Here is a 22,136-nt window from a genome sequence, read left to right on the forward strand (position 1 = left end):
TAAAGCGGCATTTTTAGGAATTACTTGATGTTGACAAAATGCATATATTCCACCGACCCTGCGATATATCCGAAATTGTTTTTAATCCAGAATTTATTCCCAACAGAAACATTAAGGTTATTATTACGGGTGGGAAGAAATACAAAAGCAGGATAAATCCCGCTCTGGCATTGCATTTTCCGCCAGCTTTATCCATGATCGAATTGTGACAATTGTCATATAACGAAGGGTTTTACGCTTACTATGGAATGGATTGCCGATCCGTCAATCTGGGCCGGTCTCGTCACGCTGGTGGTGATCGAGCTGGTCCTCGGCATTGATAATTTAGTCTTTATTGCCATCCTCGCCGAAAAACTGCCGCCCGCGCAACGAGACCGCGCGCGCATCACCGGTCTGATTCTGGCGATGCTGATGCGCCTGCTTTTGCTGGCGTCAATCTCCTGGCTGGTCACCCTGACGAAGCCGCTCTTTAGCGTTCAGAGCTTAAGCTTTAGCGCGCGCGACCTGATCATGCTGTTCGGCGGGTTCTTCCTGCTGTTTAAAGCCACAATGGAGCTTAACGAACGGCTGGAAGGGAAAGACAGCGACAACCCCACCCAGCGCAAAGGGGCTAAATTCTGGGGCGTGGTGGCGCAAATCGTGGTGCTGGACGCCATCTTCTCGCTCGACTCGGTCATTACCGCCGTCGGTATGGTGGATCATCTGGCGGTGATGATGGCGGCGGTGATTATCGCGATTACGCTGATGCTGCTCGCCAGCAAATCACTGACCCGTTTTGTCAACAGCCACCCGACCATCGTCATTCTCTGTCTGAGTTTCCTGTTAATGATCGGCTTTAGCCTGGTGGCGGAAGGTTTTGGTTTCCACATTCCGAAGGGCTACCTGTACGCCGCTATCGGCTTCTCGGTGATGATTGAAGCCCTGAACCAGTTGGCTATCTTTAACCGCCGCCGCTTTCTTTCCGCAAACCATACGCTGCGCCAGCGAACGACCGAAGCAGTGATGCGCCTGTTAAGCGGGAAAAAAGAGGACGCCGAACTGGATGCGGAAACAGCCTCGATGCTGGTGGATCATGACGACACGCAAATTTTCAACCCGCAGGAGCGGCGGATGATTGAGCGCGTACTCAACCTGAACCAGCGCACCGTCAGCAGCATTATGACCTCGCGCCATGATATCGAGCATGTCGATCTCTGCGCACCCGAGGCGGATATCCGCGCCCTGCTCGAAAAAAACCAGCATACGCGACTGGTGGTCACCGGCGAAGATGACCAGGAGGATCTGCTTGGCGTGGTGCACGTTATCGATCTGCTCCAGCAGTCGCTGCGCGGAGAGCCGCTCAACCTGCGGGTACTGGTGCGCCAGCCGCTGGTGTTCCCGGAAACGCTCCCGCTGCTGCCGGCGCTGGAGCAGTTCCGCAACGCCCGCACGCATTTTGCCTTTGTGGTTGACGAGTTTGGGTCTGTCGAAGGGATTGTGACGCTGAGCGACGTGATGGAAACCATTGCCGGTAATTTGCCGAACGAAGTGGAAGAGATCGACGCCCGCCATGATATTCAGAAAAATCAGGACGGTTCGTGGACGGCAAACGGTCATATGCCGCTGGACGATCTGGTGCAATATGTTCCCCTGCCGCTCGATGAGAAACGCGAGTATCACACCATCGCCGGCCTGTTGATGGAATATCTGCAGCGCATACCGAAAGAGGGTGAGGAGGTTCAGGTGGGCGACTACTTGCTGAAAACGCTACAGGTAGAAAGTCATCGCGTACAGAAGGTGCAACTGATTCCGTTACGCGCGGACGAAGACGGGGAATACGACGCGTAGTGGCAATCGCCGGACAGCGGCGCTTCGCGCCCTGTCCGGCCTTACAAAAAGGGACTCGCCAGAGGCGGTTACAGCTTATCCAGCAGCTTCCTGACGTCTTTGCCGTCGCGGGTATCTTTGTTCCGCTCCGCCCAGTCGTTGAGACGACGTTTCGCTTCATCCTGGACATGCTTACGCAGCACCTGGTCAACCTGCAGGTTATAATTCAGCGCCTGCCACTTACCGTAAACCCGCAGCGGCACCGGCGTGTTTTTCAGGAAATCGATCAAATTACTTTCCCCTTTCCAGCCGCCGAGCACCCGCACGTTAAACTGCGTGTCGCACGACTCTCCGACCAGATCGAGCGTACCTTTACCGGTCAGGGCCAGCACAGAGGATTCGCCTTCCATGCTGTTCAGCCCCAGCTTACCGTGGTCGAGCGTCAGGTCAGTGACGAAACGATCGAGACGGGTGGCGTTATCGTAATTACGCATCGCCTCAACGTCGCCGCCGCTGCGCTCCACTGCCTGCTGAACCAGCTGCTGAAAGTTCATGCCATCCATCCGCGTATCGCGCATCTCGACGCGCGCCTGGCCTTGCCAGTTATGGCGAAACGCCTGGGCATCAATGTCCGCGCCGGAGAAATCGCCCGTCAGCGACATTTTACCGGTCAGGGCAATGGGATAATGAAACGCTTTCAGAATCGTGCCTATCTCCACATCATTAAGACGCGGCTGGAACACCACGCGCGGAGTGTCAGCGCTGGCATCCAGCGTGCCGGGCAGTGAAATCGTGCCGCCATCAAGCTTGCCCTCGAGCTGCGCGATTTTCAGCACGCCGGCCTGATTCGTCATTCGCGTCGAAACGGCCGAGAAATTCATCCCGCGCCATAATACGCTCTCCGCATTCAGCGCGATCTCCGCGGAAAACCCCTTCAGCCCCTGATAGGCCGGTTCATCGACCCGGCTGGCGATGACCGGTCGGGCCAGAGACGATGACGTCACGCCCTGCTCGCCACCGCCGTTAGCGCCGCTGCTGTTTTCCGACAGCGGAATAATGGAATCCAGATTCAGCTTGCCGAAATTCAGGTTAATGCGCCAGGCCGGTTGCTCCGTCAACGTCACCTGGGCGCTTCCGGTCAGCGTACTGTCGTTCGCGGTCAGGTCAAGCTGGCTGAACGAGAGTAATTTCGCGTCTTCCTGCCACTGCGCCTGAAGCTGTCCTTGTCCCTGAATCCCCTGTTTCGGCAGATCGGCGCCCTGGAGCTGCCAGCTAAGCTGTTGGATCCCGGCTGAGAGGTTATGCGGATAGTCGGACGCATCCACCGTACCGTTTAAGGCCAGATTCAAATCACGCTGATCGCGGTTAATCCGCCCGGAAAACTCAAAAGCGCCGCGATGCTGCGCATCCTGCTCCATTTGCAGGCGGATGTCGCGAACGGTGACCTGCTCATCATTTTCATGCTGGAACACCAGCACGCTGTCGGCTACCCGCAGGCTGGCGATATCAAACGACCAGCCGCGATCTTCCGCGACGTCCGGTAAGTTATTGTCTTTAGGAGGCACCGGCGCGTTTTCATTGCGCGCCGCTTCCGTTTGCGGGGTGAGCTGAATCACCGCGCCTTTGAGCATCACCTGCTTGACGCTCAGCTGATGGCTAAGCAATGGCCACAGCGCAACGTCAAGCCGCATGTTATCGGCGCGCACCAGCGGTTCACTGGCGCCTTTCGCCGTCAACGCCATGCGTCCGGAGAGGATACTGAGCTGAGGCCAGACGTGCCAGCGCAGTGGGCCATCCAGCTGTAGCTGATAGCCGCTACGCGCCGCGACCTGTTGCACCATATAGGTACGGAAGTCGTTCGGGTTGACCAGCATTACTAACGCAGAAAAGCCGGCCACCAGCACGACCAGCAAAATCATCAGCGTCGTCAGAAATCGTCTCATGCTATCCTCAGTGGATCAGACTCAGTCTTTATCAATCCGGCTGGCGACCGCGCCCTGCTGATCGCGATATTTGGCATCTTCGCGACGGTTATAGGGGCGAAGCGCCGGACCGGAAAGCGGTTCAAAGCTCAGCGCGCCGATCAACATGCCGGGGCGCAGCGCCAGCGGCAGTTTACCGGAGTTATAAAATTCCAGCACGATACAGCCGGACCAGCCGGGATCGATACGGTGGGCGGTCACGTGCACCATCAAGCCAAGACGCGCCAGGGAAGAGCGGCCATCCAGCCAACCGACTAAATCCGCAGGTAAAGTCACCGACTCATAGGTCACCGCCAGCGCCAGTTCGCCCGGATGGAGATAAAACGCTTCGCCGTCGGCCAGCGCAATCTCGTCGCTCATTACGCGGTCGAGCGCGGCGCTGACTTCATCTTTTGGCCCACTTAAATCGATAAATGCTGCGGTGTGGCCGCTGAAGGTACGGAATTTATTGCCAAGGCGCACATCCACCGTCGCGCCATTAATACGCTCCACAGGCGGACGCGGGTTGATCGACAAACGGCCTTCATCAAGCCAGGCTTCAATATCTCGGTCACACAGACGCATGGCACTTTCTCCTTTCGTGCAGCAGGACCTTAACGCATTGTGTCGTAAGGGCAAACCAGGTTATCACTGAACGGTACACAATTCGCAGGGCTTATTCAAAGAACTGACTGATTTTCGCTTTCAGAATATCGATGGCGATGCGGTTTTTCCCGCCGCGCGGCACGATAATATCCGCATACTGCTTGGATGGCTCGATAAACTGCAGGAACATCGGACGCACCGTTTTCTGGTATTGCGCCATCACGGAATCCATGGAACGCCCGCGCTCGTTAACGTCGCGCTTGATGCGGCGCATCAGGCAGATATCCAGCGGCGTATCGACAAAAATAGAGAAGTTCATCTCTTCGCGCAAACGGGCGTCGGTGAGCAGCAAAATGCCTTCCAGAATAATGACTTTCTTCGGCTCCACGCGCACGGTTTCTTTCATGCGGGTGTGTTCGACGTAGCTGTAGACCGGCAGTTCAATCGCGCAGCCGCGCTTAAGCGCTTGCAGATGTTGAAACAACAGGCTGTGATCCATCGCGTTGGGATGGTCATAGTTGGTTTTTACGCGTTCTTCCATCGACAGATGGCTTTGATCTTTATAGTAGCTGTCTTCGGGGATCACGCCGATATGTTCGTCACCGACTTGTTCACGTAATTCACGATAAAGAGTACTGGCAATAAGACTTTTGCCAGAAGCCGATGCGCCAGCAATACCGATAATGACGCACTGATGAGACTGATCAGTCATAAATTTAGCGACCTGAATAACCTGTAAGGAAGGGAGACGCCGGAGCGTCAAACGCCGGCAATTATACACAAATTCAGACAAGATGCATCGCGGCGAAACGTCACGCCAGCCCCGTCCCTGCGCCCTGATGACTTCTGGATTGACGGCAAATTATGCGCAGCCGGGATATAAAAGGTAAAAAGTTTGTACTAGCATAAACACAGACTCACACTGACGCGTCCTGGCGTGCTTCGACGTTCCCGGCTATTCGGATAGGGTAATGAGTAAACCAACCCAACATGTTTTAGTTCCCTTGCCGCACCCTCTGCTGCGCTTCGTCAGTTTAGGTCTGGCGGCGTTTGTTTTTACGCTCTTTTCACTGGAATTATCCCAGTTCGGCAATGCGTTAGCGCCTCTGTGGTTTCCTACCTCCATCATGATGGTGGCTTTTTACCGCCATGCCGGTCGCATGTGGCCGGGCATCGCCCTCGCCTGTTCTCTGGGCAGTATTGGCGCCTCGCTGGTGCTGTTTCCCCCGGGCGCGCTCAACTTTACCTATACGGCGATAAACATTATTGAAGCGGCAACAGGCGCGCTGTTGCTGCGCAAGCTCCTGCCTGGGTATAACCCGTTACAGAATCTGAACGACTGGATCCGTCTGGCCTTCGGCAGTGCGGTGATCCCCCCGCTGCTCGGCGGGATGCTGGTCTGGATGTTGTCTCCGCACGATACCCCGCTGCGGGCGTTTCTGTTCTGGGTGCTGTCAGAATCCATCGGCGCGCTGGCGCTGGTGCCATTGGGCTTGCTGTTTAAGCCACACTATCTGCTGCGCCACCGCAACCCTCGCCTGCTGCTGGAAACGCTGCTGACGCTGATCGTCACGCTGGTGCTAAGCTGGCTGGCGATGAAGTTTGTCCCCTGGCCGTTTACCTGCGTCATCGTGTTGCTGATGTGGAGCGCGGTGCGCCTGCCGCGCATGGAAGCTTTTTTAGTCTTTCTCGCCACGGTGATGGTGGTTTCACTGATGCTGGCCGCCGACCCGTCGCTGCTGGTTACCCCGAAGGTGAATCTGCTGACGCATCTGCCGTGGCTGCCGTTTCTGATGATCCTGCTGCCGGCGAATATCATGACCATGGTGATGTATGCGTTTCGCGCGGAACGTAAACACATTACGGAAAGCGAAGAACGCTTCCGTAACGCCATGGAATATTCCGCCATCGGCATGGCGTTGGTCGGTACCGAAGGACAGTGGTTACAGGTCAACAAAGCGTTGTGTCAGTTTCTTGGCTACCCGCAGGACGAACTGCGCACGCTCACGTTTCAGCAACTGACCTGGCCGGAAGATCTGCATAACGATCTGGAGCAGCTCGACATGCTGGTGCGTGGCGACATCAACAGCTATTCGCTGGAGAAGCGCTATTACACCCGCAGCGGTGAAGTGGTGTGGGCGCTGCTGGCGGTTTCTCTCGTTCGTCATACTGACGGCACGCCGCTCTACTTTATTGCTCAGATTGAAGACATTAACGATCTTAAACACACGGAATGGGTAAATAAGCGCCTGAATGAAGCGCTGTTTCAGGAAAAAGAGCGGCTGCACATTACCCTCGACTCCATCGGCGAGGCGGTGATCTGTGTAGACGTCGATATGAAAATCACCTTTATGAACCCGGTCGCTGAAAAAATGAGCGGCTGGCAGCAAGAGAACGCCATCGGCGTACCCTTACTGACAGTGCTGCACATTACCCTGGGCAATAACGGTCCGCTGATGGAAAACATCTACAGCGCGGATATGTCCCGCTCGGCCATCGAACAGGACGTGGTGCTGCACTGTCGCAACGGCGGCAGCTACGATATTCACTACAGCATCACTCCGCTCACGACGCTGGACGGCGGGAACATTGGTTCGGTTCTTGTGATCCAGGATGTCACCGAGTCACGCAAGATGCTGCGCCAACTGAGCTACAGCGCCACGCATGATGCGCTCACACAGCTGACTAATCGCCCCAGCTTTGAGACCCGGCTAAAGCAGTTGCTGCAAACGGTGCGCAGTACCCACCAGCATCATGCGCTGGTATTTATCGATCTCGACCGTTTTAAAGCTGTCAATGACAGCGCCGGTCACGCTGCGGGCGACGCGTTACTGCGCGAACTCGCCCAACTGATGCTCGGTTTGCTTCGTCCTGGCGACGTACTGGCGCGTCTGGGCGGTGATGAGTTTGGCCTGTTGTTGCCGGACTGTCATCTTGAAAGCGCGCGCGTTATCGCCACCCGGCTCATCACCGCGGTTAACGAGTACCCTTTTATGTGGGAAGGCCGTCTGCACCGGGTTGGGGCCAGCGCGGGCATCACCCTCATTGACGACGACAACTGCCAGCCGGTGGAAGTGATGTCACAGGCCGATATCGCCTGTTACGCCTCGAAAAATAGCGGTCGCGGTCAGGTCACCGTCTACGAGCCGCAGCAGGAAATGGCGCAGCACCCGCGCGCCATGATGTCGCTGGATGAACAGTGGCACATGATAAAAGAAAACCATCTGCTGATGTTAGCCCGCGGCGTCGCGTCGCCGCGTATTCCGGAAGCGCGCAGCCTGTGGCTCATCTCACTTCGTCTGTGGACCAGCGAGGGCGAGGTTATGGAAGAACAGGCGTTTCGCGCCGGGCTGGCAGACCCGGCGCTCAATCATGCGTTGGATCGGCGAGTCTTTCATGCCTTTTTCCATCATGCCGCCCCGGCGGTCGCGCACAAAGGACTGAGCATCGCCCTGCCGCTGTCCGTCGCCGGATTAACCAGCGCGACACTGATAGACGAACTGCTGCAACAGCTGGAAAAAAGTCCGCTGCCGGGGCGTCTGCTGCACCTGATTATTCCGGCGGAAGCACTGCTGCTCCACGCGCAAGAAGCCGCGCCCGCCTTGCAGACCCTTCGTCAGGCGGGCTGTCGCATTATCCTCAGCCAGATCGGGCGCGACCTGCAAATCTTTAATCTGCTGGCCCCCAATATGGCCGACTACCTGCTGCTCGACAGCGAGCTTAGCGCCAGCATCCACAGTAACCTGATGGATGAAATGCTGGTATCGATCATCCACGGTCACGCCCAGCGTCTGGGATGCAAAACTATCGCCGGCCCGGTGCAGACGGCGGTAGTCATGGATACGCTGTCGGGTATCGGCATCGACCAGATCTATGGCGACATCATTACGGAAGCCCAGCCGCTGGATCTGCTACTGAATACCAGTTACTTCGCCATCAACTGACGGTTGCCAGCCATCGGTATACCAAATGTGCAACAGGGCGTAGGAGCGCCAGGGTTTCCAGCGCTCCGCGTAGCGCCGGATCTGCGCCGACGTCATGCCCGCAAATCGCTGTTTGATCAGGTAATCATCCGGCAAAAACACGTCTTTCGCCTGCCAGCCTCTGAGTGCGAAATAGTTCGCCGTCCAGCGTCCAATCCCCGGAAACGCCTGTAGCGCTTTCACCCCAGACTCAATATCTTCAGGCGCGCTGGTGGGCAGTATCCCGTCACGCGCGGCCAGCGCGAGGTGAATCAGCGCCTCTGCGCGTTTAAGCGGCATTCCCAGCGCTTTCAGATCCAGCGGATCGGCGCCGGCAAGGATGTCAGGGCCGGGGAAACAGACGTAGCCTGGCGCGTCGGCCAGCGGTTCGCCATAGCGCTGCGCCACTTTTGCAGTGAGCTTTGCCGCCATCGCCACGCTGACTAACTGCCCCAGGATTGCCCGTACACCTTGCTCAAAGGCATCTACCGAACCGGGCAGGCGCAACCCCGGACGCGCCGCGCCCAGATCGCCAAGGGCCCGGATGATTTTCGTCGGCTCGCAGCCGAGATCGAACAACCGCGCCATTTTTTCCAGACAGACATCCGCTACCGGCAGCAGCCCCCCGGTTAAGGTGACCGCCAGCGTATGCGTCCGTTCATCGGGCACCACGGTGACTATCCCCCGATGCTCCCCTACCGCCAGGCTGCGCGTATAGCGCATATCACCGACCCTTTCCACACCGCTCACCGCACGAGCGGCGAGAAAACCCAACATCCAGGACCAGTCATAAGGCGGCAGCCAGTTCAGGAAAAACATCACCCACTCCTTTTTCTGCAAACCCTGAGCATAACCCCTATTCCATTGTTACGCCTTGCTTTCATATTCCAGTTGTCGGCGCGATGACATTTCGCTAAAGTCACGCCCCTTCTTCACTGGCATGGGGATTTATAAGGTGTTTATTGGCTTTGATTACGGTACCGCGAACTGCTCGGTCGCGATCATGCGCGACGGCGCGCCGCAGTTACTGAAAATGGAAAACGACAGCACGCTGTTACCGTCAATGCTCTGCGCGCCCACACGGGAAGCCGTGAGCGAATGGCTGTTCCGCCATCACGCTGTACCAACGCCGGATGAAGAGACGCAGGCGCTGCTGCGCCGGGCGATCCGCTTCAACCGCGACGAAGATATCGAGGTTCACAGCGGCAGCGTCCAGTTCGGCCTGTCTTCGCTGGCGCAATACGTTGACGATCCGGAAGAGGTCTACTTCGTTAAGTCGCCCAAGTCTTTTTTGGGCGCCAACGGACTCAAACCACAGCAGGTTGCGCTGTTTGAAGATTTGGTTTGCGCCATGATGCTGCACATCCGAAATCAGGCGCAACATCAGCTTGCCGACGCGATTACCCAGGCCGTCATCGGTCGCCCGATCAACTTTCAGGGGCTGGGCGGTGACGAAGCCAACCGTCAGGCGCAGGGCATTCTGCAGCGGGCCGCTACCCGCGCCGGATTCCAGGATGTGGTCTTTCAGTACGAGCCGGTCGCGGCAGGGCTGGATTATGAAGCCACCCTGCAGGAAGAAAAACGCGTACTGGTCGTGGACATCGGCGGCGGAACCACCGACTGTTCGCTGCTGCTGATGGGCCCCCAATGGCATCATCGCGCCGACCGTGGTTCCAGCCTGCTCGGACACAGCGGCTGCCGCGTTGGCGGCAACGACCTCGACATCGCGCTGGCGTTCAAAAACCTGATGCCGCTACTCGGCATGGGCGGCGAGACCGAAAAAGGCATTGCCCTGCCGGTGCTGCCGTGGTGGAACGCCGTGGCCATCAACGACGTTCCGGCGCAGAGCGATTTTTACAGCAGTGCCAACGGTCGCCTGTTGGACACGCTGGTACGCGATGCCCGCGAACCGGAAAAAGTGGCGTTGCTGGTGAAAGTCTGGCGTCAGCGGCTGAGCCATCGTCTGGCGCGCCGCGCAGAGGAGTGCAAAATCGCCCTTTCCGACCAGTCAGAATTTACCGCCACACTGCCGTTTATCAGCGATGAACTGGCGACCGCCATCAGCCAGCAGGGGCTTGAAACAGCGCTGGATCAACCGTTAACGCGCATTCTGGAACAGGTGCGACTGGCGCTGGATAACGCTCAGGAGAAACCGGATGTGATCTACCTGACCGGCGGCAGCGCCCGCTCGCCGCTGATTAAAAAAGCGCTGGCGAGGCAATTGCCGGGCATTCCGATTGCCGGCGGCGATGACTTTGGTTCGGTGACCGCCGGACTGGCGCGCTGGGCGGAAGTTGTTTTCCGCTAACCGCCTCGCAGGCTGCAAGCAAACGCATTGACATGAGCGTTGGTGTGGCTTAGTTTCAGGAGTAAGGGTAAGGGAGGGTCGCCCCTCCCCCTGGTGTCTGAGTAAGCCTGGAAGCTCATGACTAAGAATCTCACCAGTATGATGACTGACTTCATCATAACCCTTTCCTTATTCTGGCCCCTTCCTCGGGAGGGGCTTTCCCTTTTCAGCGTCATGCTGAAATCCGTGGCTTACTTCCTTCATCGCCTTGCCGCCACTCTAATGCCATTTTCCGCCAGCGCTTTTTTCGTTATCGATTGTTGCGTAACGTCTCGCAAAGCGCGCCGCCATTAGGATGAATCCGTACCGGGTTTCATAATTCCTCCATTTTTCTCCCTTGATGGCTGTCTAAACTAGTATCATTCCGTGAAACGTTTCAGGATGAGAAACTCATAACGATGAAAGGCAGTAACAAATCCCGCTGGGTGATAGCTCTCGCGGTGGTCGTGGCGGCCATCGCCGCAGTCTGGTTCTGGCAAAACCATAGCGAGCCGCAGAGCGCGGCCCCGGGCGCGACCGGGCAGGCGAAAGCGCCTGCGGGCGCGGGTCGTCGCGGGATGCGCGCCGGTCCGCTGGCGCCCGTACAGGCGGCGACCGCCGTAGAACAGGCGGTGCCGTGTTATCTCAGCGGATTAGGAACGATTACCGCCGCCAATACCGTGACGGTGCGCAGTCGCGTCGACGGGCAGCTACTGGCGCTGCACTTCGAAGAAGGCCAACAGGTCAAAGCGGGCGACCTGCTCGCTGAAATCGACCCCAGCCAGTTTAAAGTCGCGCTGGCACAGGCGCAGGGCCAACTGGCGAAAGATAAAGCGACGCTGGCGAACGCCCGCCGCGATCTGGCCCGTTACCAGCAACTGGTCAAAAGCAACTTAGTTTCTCGCCAGGAGCTGGACGCACAACAGGCGCTGGTCAGTGAAACCGAAGGCACGATTAAAGCCGATGAAGCCAGCGTTGCCAGCGCGCAATTGCAGCTTGACTGGAGCCGCATCACCGCGCCAGTGGACGGTCGCGTGGGGCTGAAACAGGTGGATGTGGGGAACCAGATTTCCAGCGGCGACACCACAGGTATTGTGGTGATCACCCAGACGCATCCGATCGATCTCATTTTTACCCTGCCGGAAAGCGATATCGCCACGGTGATGCAGGCGAAAAAAACCGGTAAGCCGCTGGTGGTGGAAGCCTGGGATCGCACCAACGCGCAGAAGCTGAGCGAAGGCGTGCTGCTGAGCCTCGACAATCAGATTGACCCCACCACCGGCACCATCAAAGTGAAAGCCCGCTTCACGAACCAGGATGACACGCTGTTCCCCAATCAGTTTGTTAACGCGAGAATGCTGGTGGATACCGAACAGAACGCGGTGGTTATACCCACCGCCGCCCTGCAGATGGGCAACGAAGGTCACTTTGTCTGGGTGTTAAATGACGAAAACAAAGTCAGTAAGCATCGGGTACAAACCGGTATTCAGGACAGCCAGAAGGTGGTGATCAGCGCCGGGATTTCCGCTGGCGACCGCGTGGTTACCGACGGTATTGACCGTCTTACCGAAGGGGCGAAAGTGGAGGTGGTGGAAGCGCAAAGCGCCACCGCGCCTGACGCAAAAGCCACCGCGCGCGAATACGCTAAGAAAGGAGCGCGCTCCTGATGCAGGTATTACCTCCAGGCAGCACCGGCGGCCCGTCGCGTCTGTTTATTATGCGTCCTGTCGCCACCACCCTGCTGATGGTGGCGATACTGCTGGCCGGGATCATCGGCTATCGTTTTCTGCCCGTCTCCGCACTGCCGGAGGTGGACTATCCAACCATTCAGGTGGTCACGCTCTATCCCGGCGCCAGTCCGGATGTGATGACCTCCGCTGTCACCGCCCCGTTGGAACGCCAGTTCGGCCAGATGTCCGGCCTCAAGCAAATGTCGTCGCAAAGTTCCGGCGGCGCTTCGGTGGTCACGCTTCAGTTCCAGCTCACCCTGCCGCTGGACGTGGCCGAACAGGAGGTGCAGGCGGCGATTAACGCGGCGACCAACCTGCTGCCAAACGATCTGCCGAACCCACCAGTGTACAGCAAAGTCAACCCGGCGGATCCGCCCATCATGACGCTTGCCGTCACCTCCAGCGCCATGCCGATGACGCAGGTTGAAGATATGGTGGAAACGCGCGTCGCGCAGAAAATTTCCCAGGTATCCGGCGTCGGTCTGGTGACCCTCTCCGGCGGGCAGCGTCCGGCGGTGCGGGTGAAGCTCAACGCCCAGGCGATCGCCGCGTTGGGACTGACCAGCGAAACGGTACGCAACGCCATCACCGGCGCCAACGTTAACTCGGCGAAGGGGAGCCTTGACGGCCCGACTCGTGCGGTGACGCTCTCTGCCAACGACCAGATGCAGTCCGCCGAGGAATACCGTCAACTGATCATCGCCTATCAAAACGGCGCGCCGGTGCGGCTGGGCGATGTCGCTACCGTCGAACAAGGGGCGGAGAATAGCTGGCTCGGCGCCTGGGCCAATAAAGAACAGGCGATTGTGATGAACGTTCAGCGCCAGCCCGGCGCCAATATCATCGCGACCGCCGACAGCATTCAACAGATGCTGCCGCAACTGAAAGAAAGCCTGCCGAAGTCGGTAAACGTGACGGTGCTGTCCGACCGCACCACGAACATTCGCGCTTCGGTCAGCGACACCCAGTTTGAACTGATGCTGGCGATCGCGCTGGTCGTGATGATTATTTATCTTTTCCTGCGTAACGTTCCCGCCACCATTATTCCCGGCGTCGCCGTTCCGCTGTCGCTGGTGGGCACCTTCGCGGTGATGGTGTTTCTGGATTTCTCGATCAATAACCTGACGCTGATGGCGCTGACCATCGCGACCGGTTTTGTGGTCGACGACGCCATCGTGGTGATTGAGAATATTTCGCGTTATATCGAAAAGGGCGAAAAACCGCTGGCCGCCGCACTGAAAGGGGCGGGCGAAATCGGTTTTACCATTATCTCCCTCACCCTCTCGCTGATTGCGGTACTGATTCCGCTGCTGTTTATGGGCGATATCGTTGGACGCCTGTTTCGCGAGTTTGCCGTCACGCTGGCGGTGGCAATACTTATTTCTGCCGTGGTGTCGCTTACCCTGACGCCGATGATGTGCGCCCGAATGCTGAGCCAGGCATCCTTGCGCAAGCAAAATCGCTTTTCCCGGGCCTCGGAACGTCTGTTTGAGCGGGTGATCGCCGGGTATGGCCGCTGGCTGGCGAAAGTGCTTAACCACCCGTGGTTGACGCTCAGCGTGGCGTTAGGCACGCTGCTGTTAAGCGTGGTGCTGTGGGTGGTCATCCCGAAAGGCTTCTTCCCTGTGCAGGATAACGGCATTATTCAGGGCACCCTGCAGGCGCCGCAGTCCAGCTCGTTTGTCAGCATGGCGCAGCGTCAGCGGCAGGTGTCCGACGTGATCCTCAAAGACCCGGCGGTGGAGAGCTTAACGGCGTTTGTTGGCGTCGATGGCACTAACCCGTCGCTGAACAGCGCGCGGCTGCAAATCAACCTGAAGCCGCTCGACGATCGTGACGATCGGGTGCAGAAGGTGATCGCCCGTCTGCAGGAGGCGGTGGCGCGTGTTCCCGGCGTTAACCTCTATCTTCAGCCGACGCAGGATCTGACCATCGACACCCAGGTGAGCCGCACCCAGTATCAGTTTACGCTTCAGGCCACGTCACTGGACGCCCTCAGCGCCTGGGTGCCTAAGTTGATGGACAAACTGCAGCAGTTGCCTCAGCTTTCCGATGTCAGCAGCGACTGGCAGGACAAGGGTCTGGTGGCGTATGTGAAGGTCGATCGCGACAGCGCCAGCCGGTTAGGCATCAGCATGGCGGATGTCGATAACGCCCTGTATAACGCTTTTGGCCAGCGGCTGATTTCAACGATTTATACCCAGGCTAATCAGTACCGCGTGGTCCTGGAGCATAATACCGAAAGCACGCCAGGACTGGCGGCGCTGGACACCATTCGCCTGACCAGCAGCGACGGCGGCATCGTGCCGCTGAGCGCTATCGCCAGCGTTGAACAGCGCTTTGCGCCGCTCTCCATTAACCATCTGGATCAGTTTCCGGTCGCCACCCTGTCGTTTAACGTCCCGGACGGCTATTCGCTGGGCGATGCGGTGCAGGCGATTCTCGACGCGGAAAAAACGCTTAATCTGCCAGTGGACATCACCACCCAGTTCCAGGGAAGCACCCTCGCCTTCCAGGCTGCGCTGGGCAGTACGGTGTGGCTGATTGTCGCGGCGGTGGTGGCGATGTACATCGTGCTCGGCGTGCTGTACGAGAGCTTTATTCATCCGATCACCATCCTGTCCACCCTGCCAACCGCTGGCGTCGGCGCGCTGCTGGCGCTAATGATCGCCGGAAGCGAACTGGATGTAATAGCGATCATCGGCATCATTTTGCTGATCGGCATCGTCAAGAAAAACGCCATCATGATGATCGACTTTGCCCTTGCCGCCGAACGCGAACAGGGCATGGCGCCGCGCGACGCGATTTATCAGGCCTGCCTGCTGCGTTTTCGCCCGATCCTGATGACCACCCTTGCCGCGCTGCTGGGCGCTCTGCCGCTGATGCTCAGCACCGGCGTTGGCGCAGAGCTGCGCCGTCCGCTGGGGATTGGCATGGTCGGCGGTCTGCTGGTGAGCCAGGTGCTGACGTTGTTTACCACGCCGGTTATTTATCTGCTGTTTGATCGGCTGTCGCTGTACGTAAAAAGCCGCTTCCCCCGTCAGGATGAGGAAGCGTAAATGAAATTTTTCGCCCTGTTCATCTATCGCCCGGTGGCGACGATTTTGATTTCCGTCGCCATTACCTTGTGCGGCGTGTTGGGGTTTCGTCTGCTGCCCGTCGCCCCGCTGCCGCAGGTGGATTTTCCCGTGATTATGGTCAGCGCCTCGCTACCGGGCGCGTCGCCGGAAACCATGGCGTCGTCGGTGGCGACGCCGCTGGAGCGATCGCTGGGTCGCATCGCCGGCGTCAGCGAAATGACCTCAAGCAGTTCGCTTGGCAGCACGCGGATCATTCTGCAGTTTAATTTTGATCGCGACATTAACGGTGCGGCGCGCGACGTACAGGCGGCGATCAATGCCGCGCAAAGCCTGCTGCCCAGCGGGATGCCGAGCCGCCCCACCTACCGTAAAGCCAACCCGTCCGATGCGCCGATCATGATCCTGACGCTCACCTCGGACACGTATTCGCAGGGCGAGCTGTATGACTTCGCCTCCACGCAGCTGGCGCAGACTATCGCGCAGATCGACGGCGTCGGGGATGTTGACGTGGGCGGCAGTTCGCTGCCCGCCGTGCGCGTGGGATTAAATCCGCAGGCGCTGTTTAATCAGGGCGTGTCGCTTGACGACGTGCGCACCGCCATCAGCGATGCCAACGTGCGAAAACCGCAGGGCGCGCTGGAGGACGCCAGCCATCGCTGGCAGATCCAGACCAACGACGAACTGAAAACCGCAACAGACTATCAGCCGCTGGTGATCCACTATAACAACGGCGGCGCGGTACGCCTGGGGGACGTCGCAACGGTGACCGACGCGGTGCAGGACGTGCGCAACGCCGGGATGACCAACGCTAAACCGGCTATTTTGCTGATGATCCGCAAGCTGCCGGAAGCCAATATTATCCAGACGGTCGACAGCATTCGGGCAAAGCTGCCGGAGCTACAGTCCACCATTCCGGCGGCAATCGATCTGCAAATCGCCCAGGACCGCTCTCCCACCATCCGCGCCTCACTGGAAGAAGTCGAGCAGACGCTGGTGATTTCCGTCGCGCTGGTGATTCTGGTGGTCTTTTTGTTCCTGCGCTCCGGGCGGGCAACGCTGATCCCCGCCGTGGCGGTACCCGTTTCGCTGATAGGCACCTTCGCCGCGATGTATCTCTGCGGCTTTAGCCTGAACAACCTGTCTCTGATGGCCCTGACGATTGCTACCGGCTTTGTCGTCGATGACGCCATCGTCGTGCTGGAAAATATCTCGCGTCATCTGGAAGCAGGGATGAAACCGTTGCAGGCGGCGCTGCAGGGAACGCGCGAGGTGGGCTTTACCGTCCTCTCGATGAGCCTGTCGCTGGTGGCGGTGTTTTTACCGCTGCTGCTGATGGGCGGCTTACCGGGACGCCTGCTGCGCGAATTTGCCGTCACGCTGTCGGTCGCCATTGGCATTTCGCTGCTGGTGTCCCTGACGCTGACGCCGATGATGTGCGGCTGGATGCTGAAATCCAGCAAACCGCGCGAACAAAAACGGCTGCGCGGCTTTGGCCGGATGCTGGTTGCCCTGCAGCAGGGATACGGCAAATCGCTAAAATGGGTATTGAATCATACCCGCCTGGTGGGCGTGGTGCTGCTCGGCACCATTGCCCTTAACGTCTGGCTGTATATTTCGATTCCGAAAACCTTTTTTCCGGAACAGGATACCGGCGTGCTGATGGGCGGGATCCAGGCCGACCAGAGTATCTCCTTCCAGGCAATGCGCGGGAAACTCCAGGATTTCATGAAGATCATTCGTGACGACCCAGCCGTGGATAATGTTACGGGTTTCACCGGCGGTTCGCGCGTTAACAGCGGGATGATGTTCATTACCCTAAAACCTCGCGGCGAGCGTAATGAAACGGCGCAGCAGGTGATTGACCGCCTGCGCGTGAAGCTGGCAAAAGAGCCGGGAGCAAACCTGTTCCTGATGGCGGTGCAGGATATTCGTGTCGGCGGACGCCAGTCGAACGCCAGCTATCAGTACACGCTGCTGTCGGACGATCTGGCCGCCCTGCGGGAATGGGAGCCGAAGATCCGTAAAGCGCTGGCAGCCCTGCCCCAACTGGCGGATGTCAACTCGGATCAACAGGATAACGGCGCCGAGATGAATCTGGTTTACGATCGCGAAACCATGTCGCGCCTCGGTATCGACGTGCAGGCGGCGAATAGCCTGTTGAACAACGCCTTTGGCCAGCGGCAAATCTCCACCATTTACCAGCCGATGAACCAGTACAAAGTGGTGATGGAAGTCGATCCGCGCTATACCCAGGACATCAGCGCGCTGGAGAAAATGTTCGTGATAAACAGCGATGGCAAGGCAATTCCGCTCTCCTATTTCGCTAAATGGCGACCGGCTAACGCGCCGCTGTCGGTGAATCATCAGGGGCTGTCTGCGGCCTCGACCGTTTCCTTCAACCTGCCGACCGGTTCGTCGCTGTCTGAGGCCAGCGAGGCTATCACCCGCGCGATGACCCAGCTTGGCGTGCCGTCGACCGTACGCGGCAGTTTCGCCGGCACCGCGCAGGTGTTCCAGGAAACCATGAATTCACAGGTGATCCTGATTATCGCCGCCATTGCCACGGTTTATATCGTGCTCGGAATATTGTATGAAAGCTATGTTCACCCGCTCACGATTCTCTCCACCCTGCCTTCAGCGGGCGTTGGGGCATTGCTGGCGCTGGAAATTTTCAACGCCCCGTTCAGCCTGATTGCGCTGATTGGCATCATGCTGTTAATTGGTATTGTAAAGAAAAATGCCATTATGATGGTCGACTTTGCGCTGGAAGCGCAAAGACAGGGTAACCTCAGCCCGCAGGAAGCGATTTTCCAGGCCTGTCTGCTGCGTTTTCGCCCGATAATGATGACCACGCTGGCCGCGTTATTTGGCGCGCTGCCGCTGGTACTTTCCGGCGGCGACGGCTCCGAACTGCGCCAGCCGCTGGGGATCACCATTGTCGGCGGTCTGGTGATGAGCCAGCTGTTAACGCTCTATACCACACCGGTGGTGTATCTCTTTTTCGACCGCCTGCGGCTGCGTTTTTCCCGGAATAAAGGTGACCCGATAACTGACCTATGACAGAACTTCCTAACAGCACCCGCTGGCAACTGTGGATTGTGGCCTTCGGCTTTTTTATGCAGTCGCTGGATACCACCATCGTGAATACCGCGCTTCCCTCGATGGCAACAAGCCTCGGGGAAAGCCCGCTTCACATGCATAGGGTGATTGTGTCATATGTACTGACCGTGGCGGTGATGCTCCCCGCCAGCGGCTGGCTGGCGGATCGGGTGGGCGTGCGGAATATCTTTTTTACGGCGATTACGCTGTTTACGCTGGGCTCGCTGTTCTGCGCGTGGTCCAGCACGCTAAATGAACTGGTGATGGCGCGCGTATTACAGGGCGTGGGCGGCGCAATGATGGTGCCGGTTGGCAGGCTGACGGTGATGAAGATCGTTCCGCGCGCGCAGTACATGGCGGCGATGACTTTCGTCACGCTGCCGGGTCAGGTCGGTCCGCTGCTGGGGCCCGCGCTGGGCGGGATCCTCGTGGAATACGCCTCCTGGCACTGGATCTTTCTGATTAATCTGCCGGTGGGCATCGTCGGCGCCATTGCCACGCTGATGCTGATGCCCAACTACACCCTGCAAACCCGGCGTTTCGACCTGTCGGGTTTTCTGCTGCTGGCCGCCGGCATGGCGCTGCTGACCATTGCGCTGGACGGCAGCAAAGAGACGGGAATGACTCACTTCGCCCTCGGCGCGCTGGTGGTATGCGGCATCGCGCCGATTATGCTGTACCTCAACCATGCCAGAAACAATCCACGCGCCCTGTTCAGCCTGACCCTGTTTCACACGCCGACCTTTTCGCTCGGTTTGCTGGGCAGCTTTGCCGGACGCATCGGCAGCGGTATGCTGCCCTTTATGACCCCGGTCTTTTTGCAGATTGGCCTTGGCTTCTCGCCGTTTCACGCCGGGCTGATGATGATCCCGATGGTCCTTGGCAGCATGGGCATGAAGCGCATTGTGGTGCAGGTGGTTAACCGCTTTGGCTATCGTCGGGTGCTGGTATGCACCACGCTGGGGCTCGCAGGCGTAACGCTGCTGTTTATGTCCGCCGCCCTGCTGGGCTGGTACTACGTGCTGCCGTTTGTCCTGCTGTTGCAGGGGATGATTAACTCGACGCGTTTCTCATCCATGAACACCCTGACGCTGAAAGATCTGCCGGATGAGCTGGCCAGCAGCGGCAACAGTTTATTGTCGATGATTATGCAACTGTCGATGAGTATCGGCGTAACCGTGGCTGGCCTGCTGTTGGGTATGTTCGGACAGCAGCACATCACCGCCGACAGCGGCGCAACCCACACCGTTTTTATATACACCTGGCTTTGCATGGCGGTGATCATCGCTCTGCCCGCCGTTGTCTTTGCCCGTGTCCCCCATGACACGCATAAAAATGTCGTCATTGCGCGGCGCAAAAGGAGAACCAGATGAAGCTCTGGCGGCCCGGCATTACCGGCAAACTGTTTCTGGCGATTTTCGCCACCTGCATCGTACTGCTTATCAGTATGCATTGGGCGGTTCGCGTCAGCTTTGAGCGCGGATTTATCGACTACATCAAGCACGGCAACGAGCAGCGCTTAACCCTGCTGGGCGACGCGCTGGGCGAACAGTATGCGCTGCACGGCAACTGGCGCTTTTTGCGAAATAACGACCGCTTTGTGTTCCAGATCCTGCGCTCGTTCGAGCATGAGAGAGATGACGACAAGCCCGGGCCCGGCATGCCGCCGCACGGCTGGCGCACTCAGTTCTGGGTGGTCGATCAAAACGCCAGAGTCCTGGTCGGCCCACGCGGTCCGGTGCCGCACGACGGCTCACGGCGGCCGATTATCGTCAATGGCGTGGAGGTTGGCGCAGTGATCGCCTCTCCTGTAGAGCGCCTGACCCGCAATACCGACATTAATTTCGACAAGCAGCAGCGGCGTACCAGTTGGCTTATCGTCGCGCTCGCCACGCTACTCGCGGCCCTGGCGACCTTCCTGCTGGCGCGTGGGCTGCTGGCCCCGGTCAAACGCCTGGTTGACGGGACTCACAAGCTGGCGGCGGGCGATTTTACTACCCGGGTGACCGCCACCAGCGCTGACGAGCTGGGCAAACTGGCGCAGGACTTTAACCAACTGGCCAGTACCCTGGAAAAGAACCAGCAGATGCGCCGCGATTTCATGGCCGATATCTCTCATGAACTGCGCACGCCGCTGGCGGTACTGCGCGGAGAACTGGAGGCGATTCAGGACGGCGTTCGCCAGTTCACGCCGGAGTCGGTGGCATCATTACAGGCTGAAGTGGCGACGCTGACCAAGCTGGTGGACGATCTGCACCAGCTTTCCATGTCCGACGAAGGCGCGCTGGCCTATCAAAAAACGTCCGTGGATTTAATCCCGCTGCTGGAAGTGGCGGGAGGCGCGTTCCGGGAACGCTTTGCCAGCCGTGACCTGACGTTACAGCTTTCCCTGCCGGACAGCATCCAGATGTTTGGCGATCGGGATCGTCTGATGCAGCTTTTTAACAACCTGCTGGAAAACAGCCTGCGCTACACCGACAGCGGCGGAAAATTGCACATCAGCGCCGAACAGCGCGACAAACGGGTGCTTCTCGTTTTTGCCGATTCTGCGCCGGGCGTCAGCGATGAGCAGTTACATAAACTGTTTGAGCGCTTTTACCGCGCCGAAGGCTCCCGCAACCGCGCCAGCGGCGGCTCCGGACTGGGGCTGGCGATTTGCGTCAACATTGTTGAAGCGCACAATGGCCGCATCCACGCTGCCCATTCGCCTTTTGGCGGGGTTAGCATTACAGTAGAATTTCCGCTGGAACGCGATATACAGAGAGACGTATGACTGAGTTACCCATTGATGAAAACACACCGCGTATTTTAATCGTGGAAGATGAACCCAAGCTGGGGCAGTTACTGATCGACTATCTGCGCGCCGCGAGCTATGCCCCGACGCTGATTAGCCATGGCGACAAGGTGCTGCCCTATGTGCGCCAGACGCCGCCCGACCTGATCCTGCTGGATCTGATGCTGCCGGGGACTGACGGCCTGACCCTGTGCCGTGAAATACGCCGCTTCTCTGACGTGCCGATTGTGATGGTCACGGCCAAGATTGAAGAGATCGACCGTCTGCTGGGGCTGGAGATTGGCGCGGATGATTACATCTGCAAACCGTACAGCCCGCGAGAAGTCGTCGCCCGCGTGAAGACCATCCTGCGCCGTTGTAAGCCGCAGCGCGAGCTACAACAGATGGACGCCGAAAGCCCGCTGATTGTCGACGAAGGCCGTTTCCAGGCCTCCTGGCGCGGGAAGATGCTCGACCTGACCCCGGCGGAATTTCGTCTGCTTAAAACCCTTTCGCACGAACCGGGAAAAGTGTTTTCCCGCGAACAGTTGCTCAACCGTTTGTATGATGATTATCGCGTCGTCACCGACCGCACCATTGACAGCCATATCAAAAACCTGCGCCGTAAGCTGGAAGCGCTGGACGAAGAACAGTCGTTTATCCGCGCGGTGTACGGCGTAGGCTACCGCTGGGAAGCGGACGCCTGCAGGATGGCCTGATGACGCCACGCTTATCCGGCCTGTTTATCCTCCGTCAGGTCGGATAAGGCGTTTCCCTTTACTTTACCTGCCTT

General features: G+C 58.3%; 14 protein-coding genes. 9 read left to right on the forward strand and 5 right to left on the reverse strand.

Features of this window, described 5'->3' with window-relative positions:
- The first annotated feature begins 243 nt into the window (after positions 1-243).
- Positions 244-1,827, forward strand: coding sequence for a TerC family protein (locus tag CSE01S_RS03685; protein ID WP_042284342.1), 1,584 nt, complete (start codon positions 244-246; stop codon positions 1,825-1,827).
- 68 nt (positions 1,828-1,895) lie between these two features.
- Here CSE01S_RS03685 and asmA read toward each other — a convergent pair whose 3' ends face one another.
- From asmA to udk, 3 genes are all read right to left on the reverse strand, one after another.
- Positions 1,896-3,749 (reverse strand): outer membrane assembly protein AsmA, encoded by a 1,854-nt coding sequence (gene asmA / locus CSE01S_RS03690; RefSeq protein ID WP_042284345.1) that lies wholly within the window; start codon positions 3,747-3,749, stop codon positions 1,896-1,898.
- A 21-nt stretch (positions 3,750-3,770) separates the two neighbouring features.
- Positions 3,771-4,352: a dCTP deaminase gene (gene dcd, locus CSE01S_RS03695; RefSeq protein WP_042284348.1), complete on the reverse strand. Its 582-nt coding sequence runs from the start codon at positions 4,350-4,352 to the stop codon at positions 3,771-3,773.
- A gap of 91 nt (positions 4,353-4,443) precedes the next feature.
- Positions 4,444-5,085 carry a uridine kinase gene (udk, locus tag CSE01S_RS03700; RefSeq protein ID WP_042284352.1) on the reverse strand — a complete coding sequence of 214 codons (642 nt, stop codon included), beginning with the start codon at positions 5,083-5,085 and terminating at the stop codon, positions 4,444-4,446.
- A gap of 259 nt (positions 5,086-5,344) precedes the next feature.
- Between udk and CSE01S_RS03705 the strand changes: the two genes are divergently transcribed.
- Entirely contained in the window at positions 5,345-8,317 is a 2,973-nt protein-coding gene (locus CSE01S_RS03705) for a diguanylate cyclase domain-containing protein (protein ID WP_042284357.1), read from the forward strand.
- On the opposite strand, the gene alkA is transcribed toward CSE01S_RS03705, so the two are convergent.
- Positions 8,285-9,154 (reverse strand): DNA-3-methyladenine glycosylase 2, encoded by an 870-nt coding sequence (alkA, locus tag CSE01S_RS03710; protein ID WP_042284364.1) that lies wholly within the window; start codon positions 9,152-9,154, stop codon positions 8,285-8,287. The two genes, CSE01S_RS03705 and alkA, sit on opposite strands and share 33 nt — an antisense overlap.
- A gap of 136 nt (positions 9,155-9,290) precedes the next feature.
- Here alkA and yegD point away from each other — a divergent pair, with 136 nt between their 5' ends.
- Positions 9,291-10,643: a molecular chaperone gene (yegD, locus tag CSE01S_RS03715; protein WP_042284760.1), complete on the forward strand. Its 1,353-nt coding sequence runs from the start codon at positions 9,291-9,293 to the stop codon at positions 10,641-10,643.
- On the opposite strand, the gene CSE01S_RS23495 is transcribed toward yegD, so the two are convergent.
- Positions 10,640-10,858 (reverse strand): type I toxin-antitoxin system Ibs family toxin, encoded by a 219-nt coding sequence (locus CSE01S_RS23495; protein ID WP_072014942.1) that lies wholly within the window; start codon positions 10,856-10,858, stop codon positions 10,640-10,642. The two genes, yegD and CSE01S_RS23495, sit on opposite strands and share 4 nt — an antisense overlap.
- 222 nt (positions 10,859-11,080) lie before the next feature.
- Between CSE01S_RS23495 and CSE01S_RS03720 the strand changes: the two genes are divergently transcribed.
- From CSE01S_RS03720 to baeR, 6 genes are read left to right on the forward strand one after another with little or no spacing between them, the layout of a single operon-like run.
- Positions 11,081-12,328 (forward strand): MdtA/MuxA family multidrug efflux RND transporter periplasmic adaptor subunit, encoded by a 1,248-nt coding sequence (locus CSE01S_RS03720; RefSeq protein ID WP_042284366.1) that lies wholly within the window; start codon positions 11,081-11,083, stop codon positions 12,326-12,328.
- On the forward strand, positions 12,328-15,450 hold the full coding sequence (locus tag CSE01S_RS03725; protein WP_042284369.1) for an MdtB/MuxB family multidrug efflux RND transporter permease subunit: 3,123 nt from the start codon (positions 12,328-12,330) through the stop codon (positions 15,448-15,450). The genes CSE01S_RS03720 and CSE01S_RS03725 overlap by 1 nt, the downstream gene beginning before the upstream one ends.
- Positions 15,451-18,531: a multidrug efflux RND transporter permease subunit MdtC gene (gene mdtC, locus CSE01S_RS03730; protein ID WP_042284371.1), complete on the forward strand. Its 3,081-nt coding sequence runs from the start codon at positions 15,451-15,453 to the stop codon at positions 18,529-18,531.
- Positions 18,528-19,943, forward strand: coding sequence for an MFS transporter (locus tag CSE01S_RS03735; RefSeq protein WP_042284373.1), 1,416 nt, complete (start codon positions 18,528-18,530; stop codon positions 19,941-19,943). Before mdtC ends, CSE01S_RS03735 begins: the two co-directional genes overlap by 4 nt.
- Positions 19,940-21,343, forward strand: a complete 1,404-nt coding sequence (baeS, locus tag CSE01S_RS03740; RefSeq protein WP_042284375.1) for an envelope stress sensor histidine kinase BaeS — start codon at positions 19,940-19,942, stop codon at positions 21,341-21,343. The genes CSE01S_RS03735 and baeS overlap by 4 nt, the downstream gene beginning before the upstream one ends.
- The gene (gene baeR / locus CSE01S_RS03745) at positions 21,340-22,062 is read left to right on the forward strand and encodes an envelope stress response regulator BaeR (protein WP_042284377.1); all 723 of its coding nucleotides are present in this window, start codon (positions 21,340-21,342) and stop codon (positions 22,060-22,062) included. Before baeS ends, baeR begins: the two co-directional genes overlap by 4 nt.
- The last annotated feature ends 74 nt before the right edge of the window (positions 22,063-22,136 follow it).

Source organism: Citrobacter sedlakii NBRC 105722, assembly GCF_000759835.1.
Classification (GTDB): Bacteria; Pseudomonadota; Gammaproteobacteria; order Enterobacterales; family Enterobacteriaceae; genus Citrobacter_A; species Citrobacter_A sedlakii.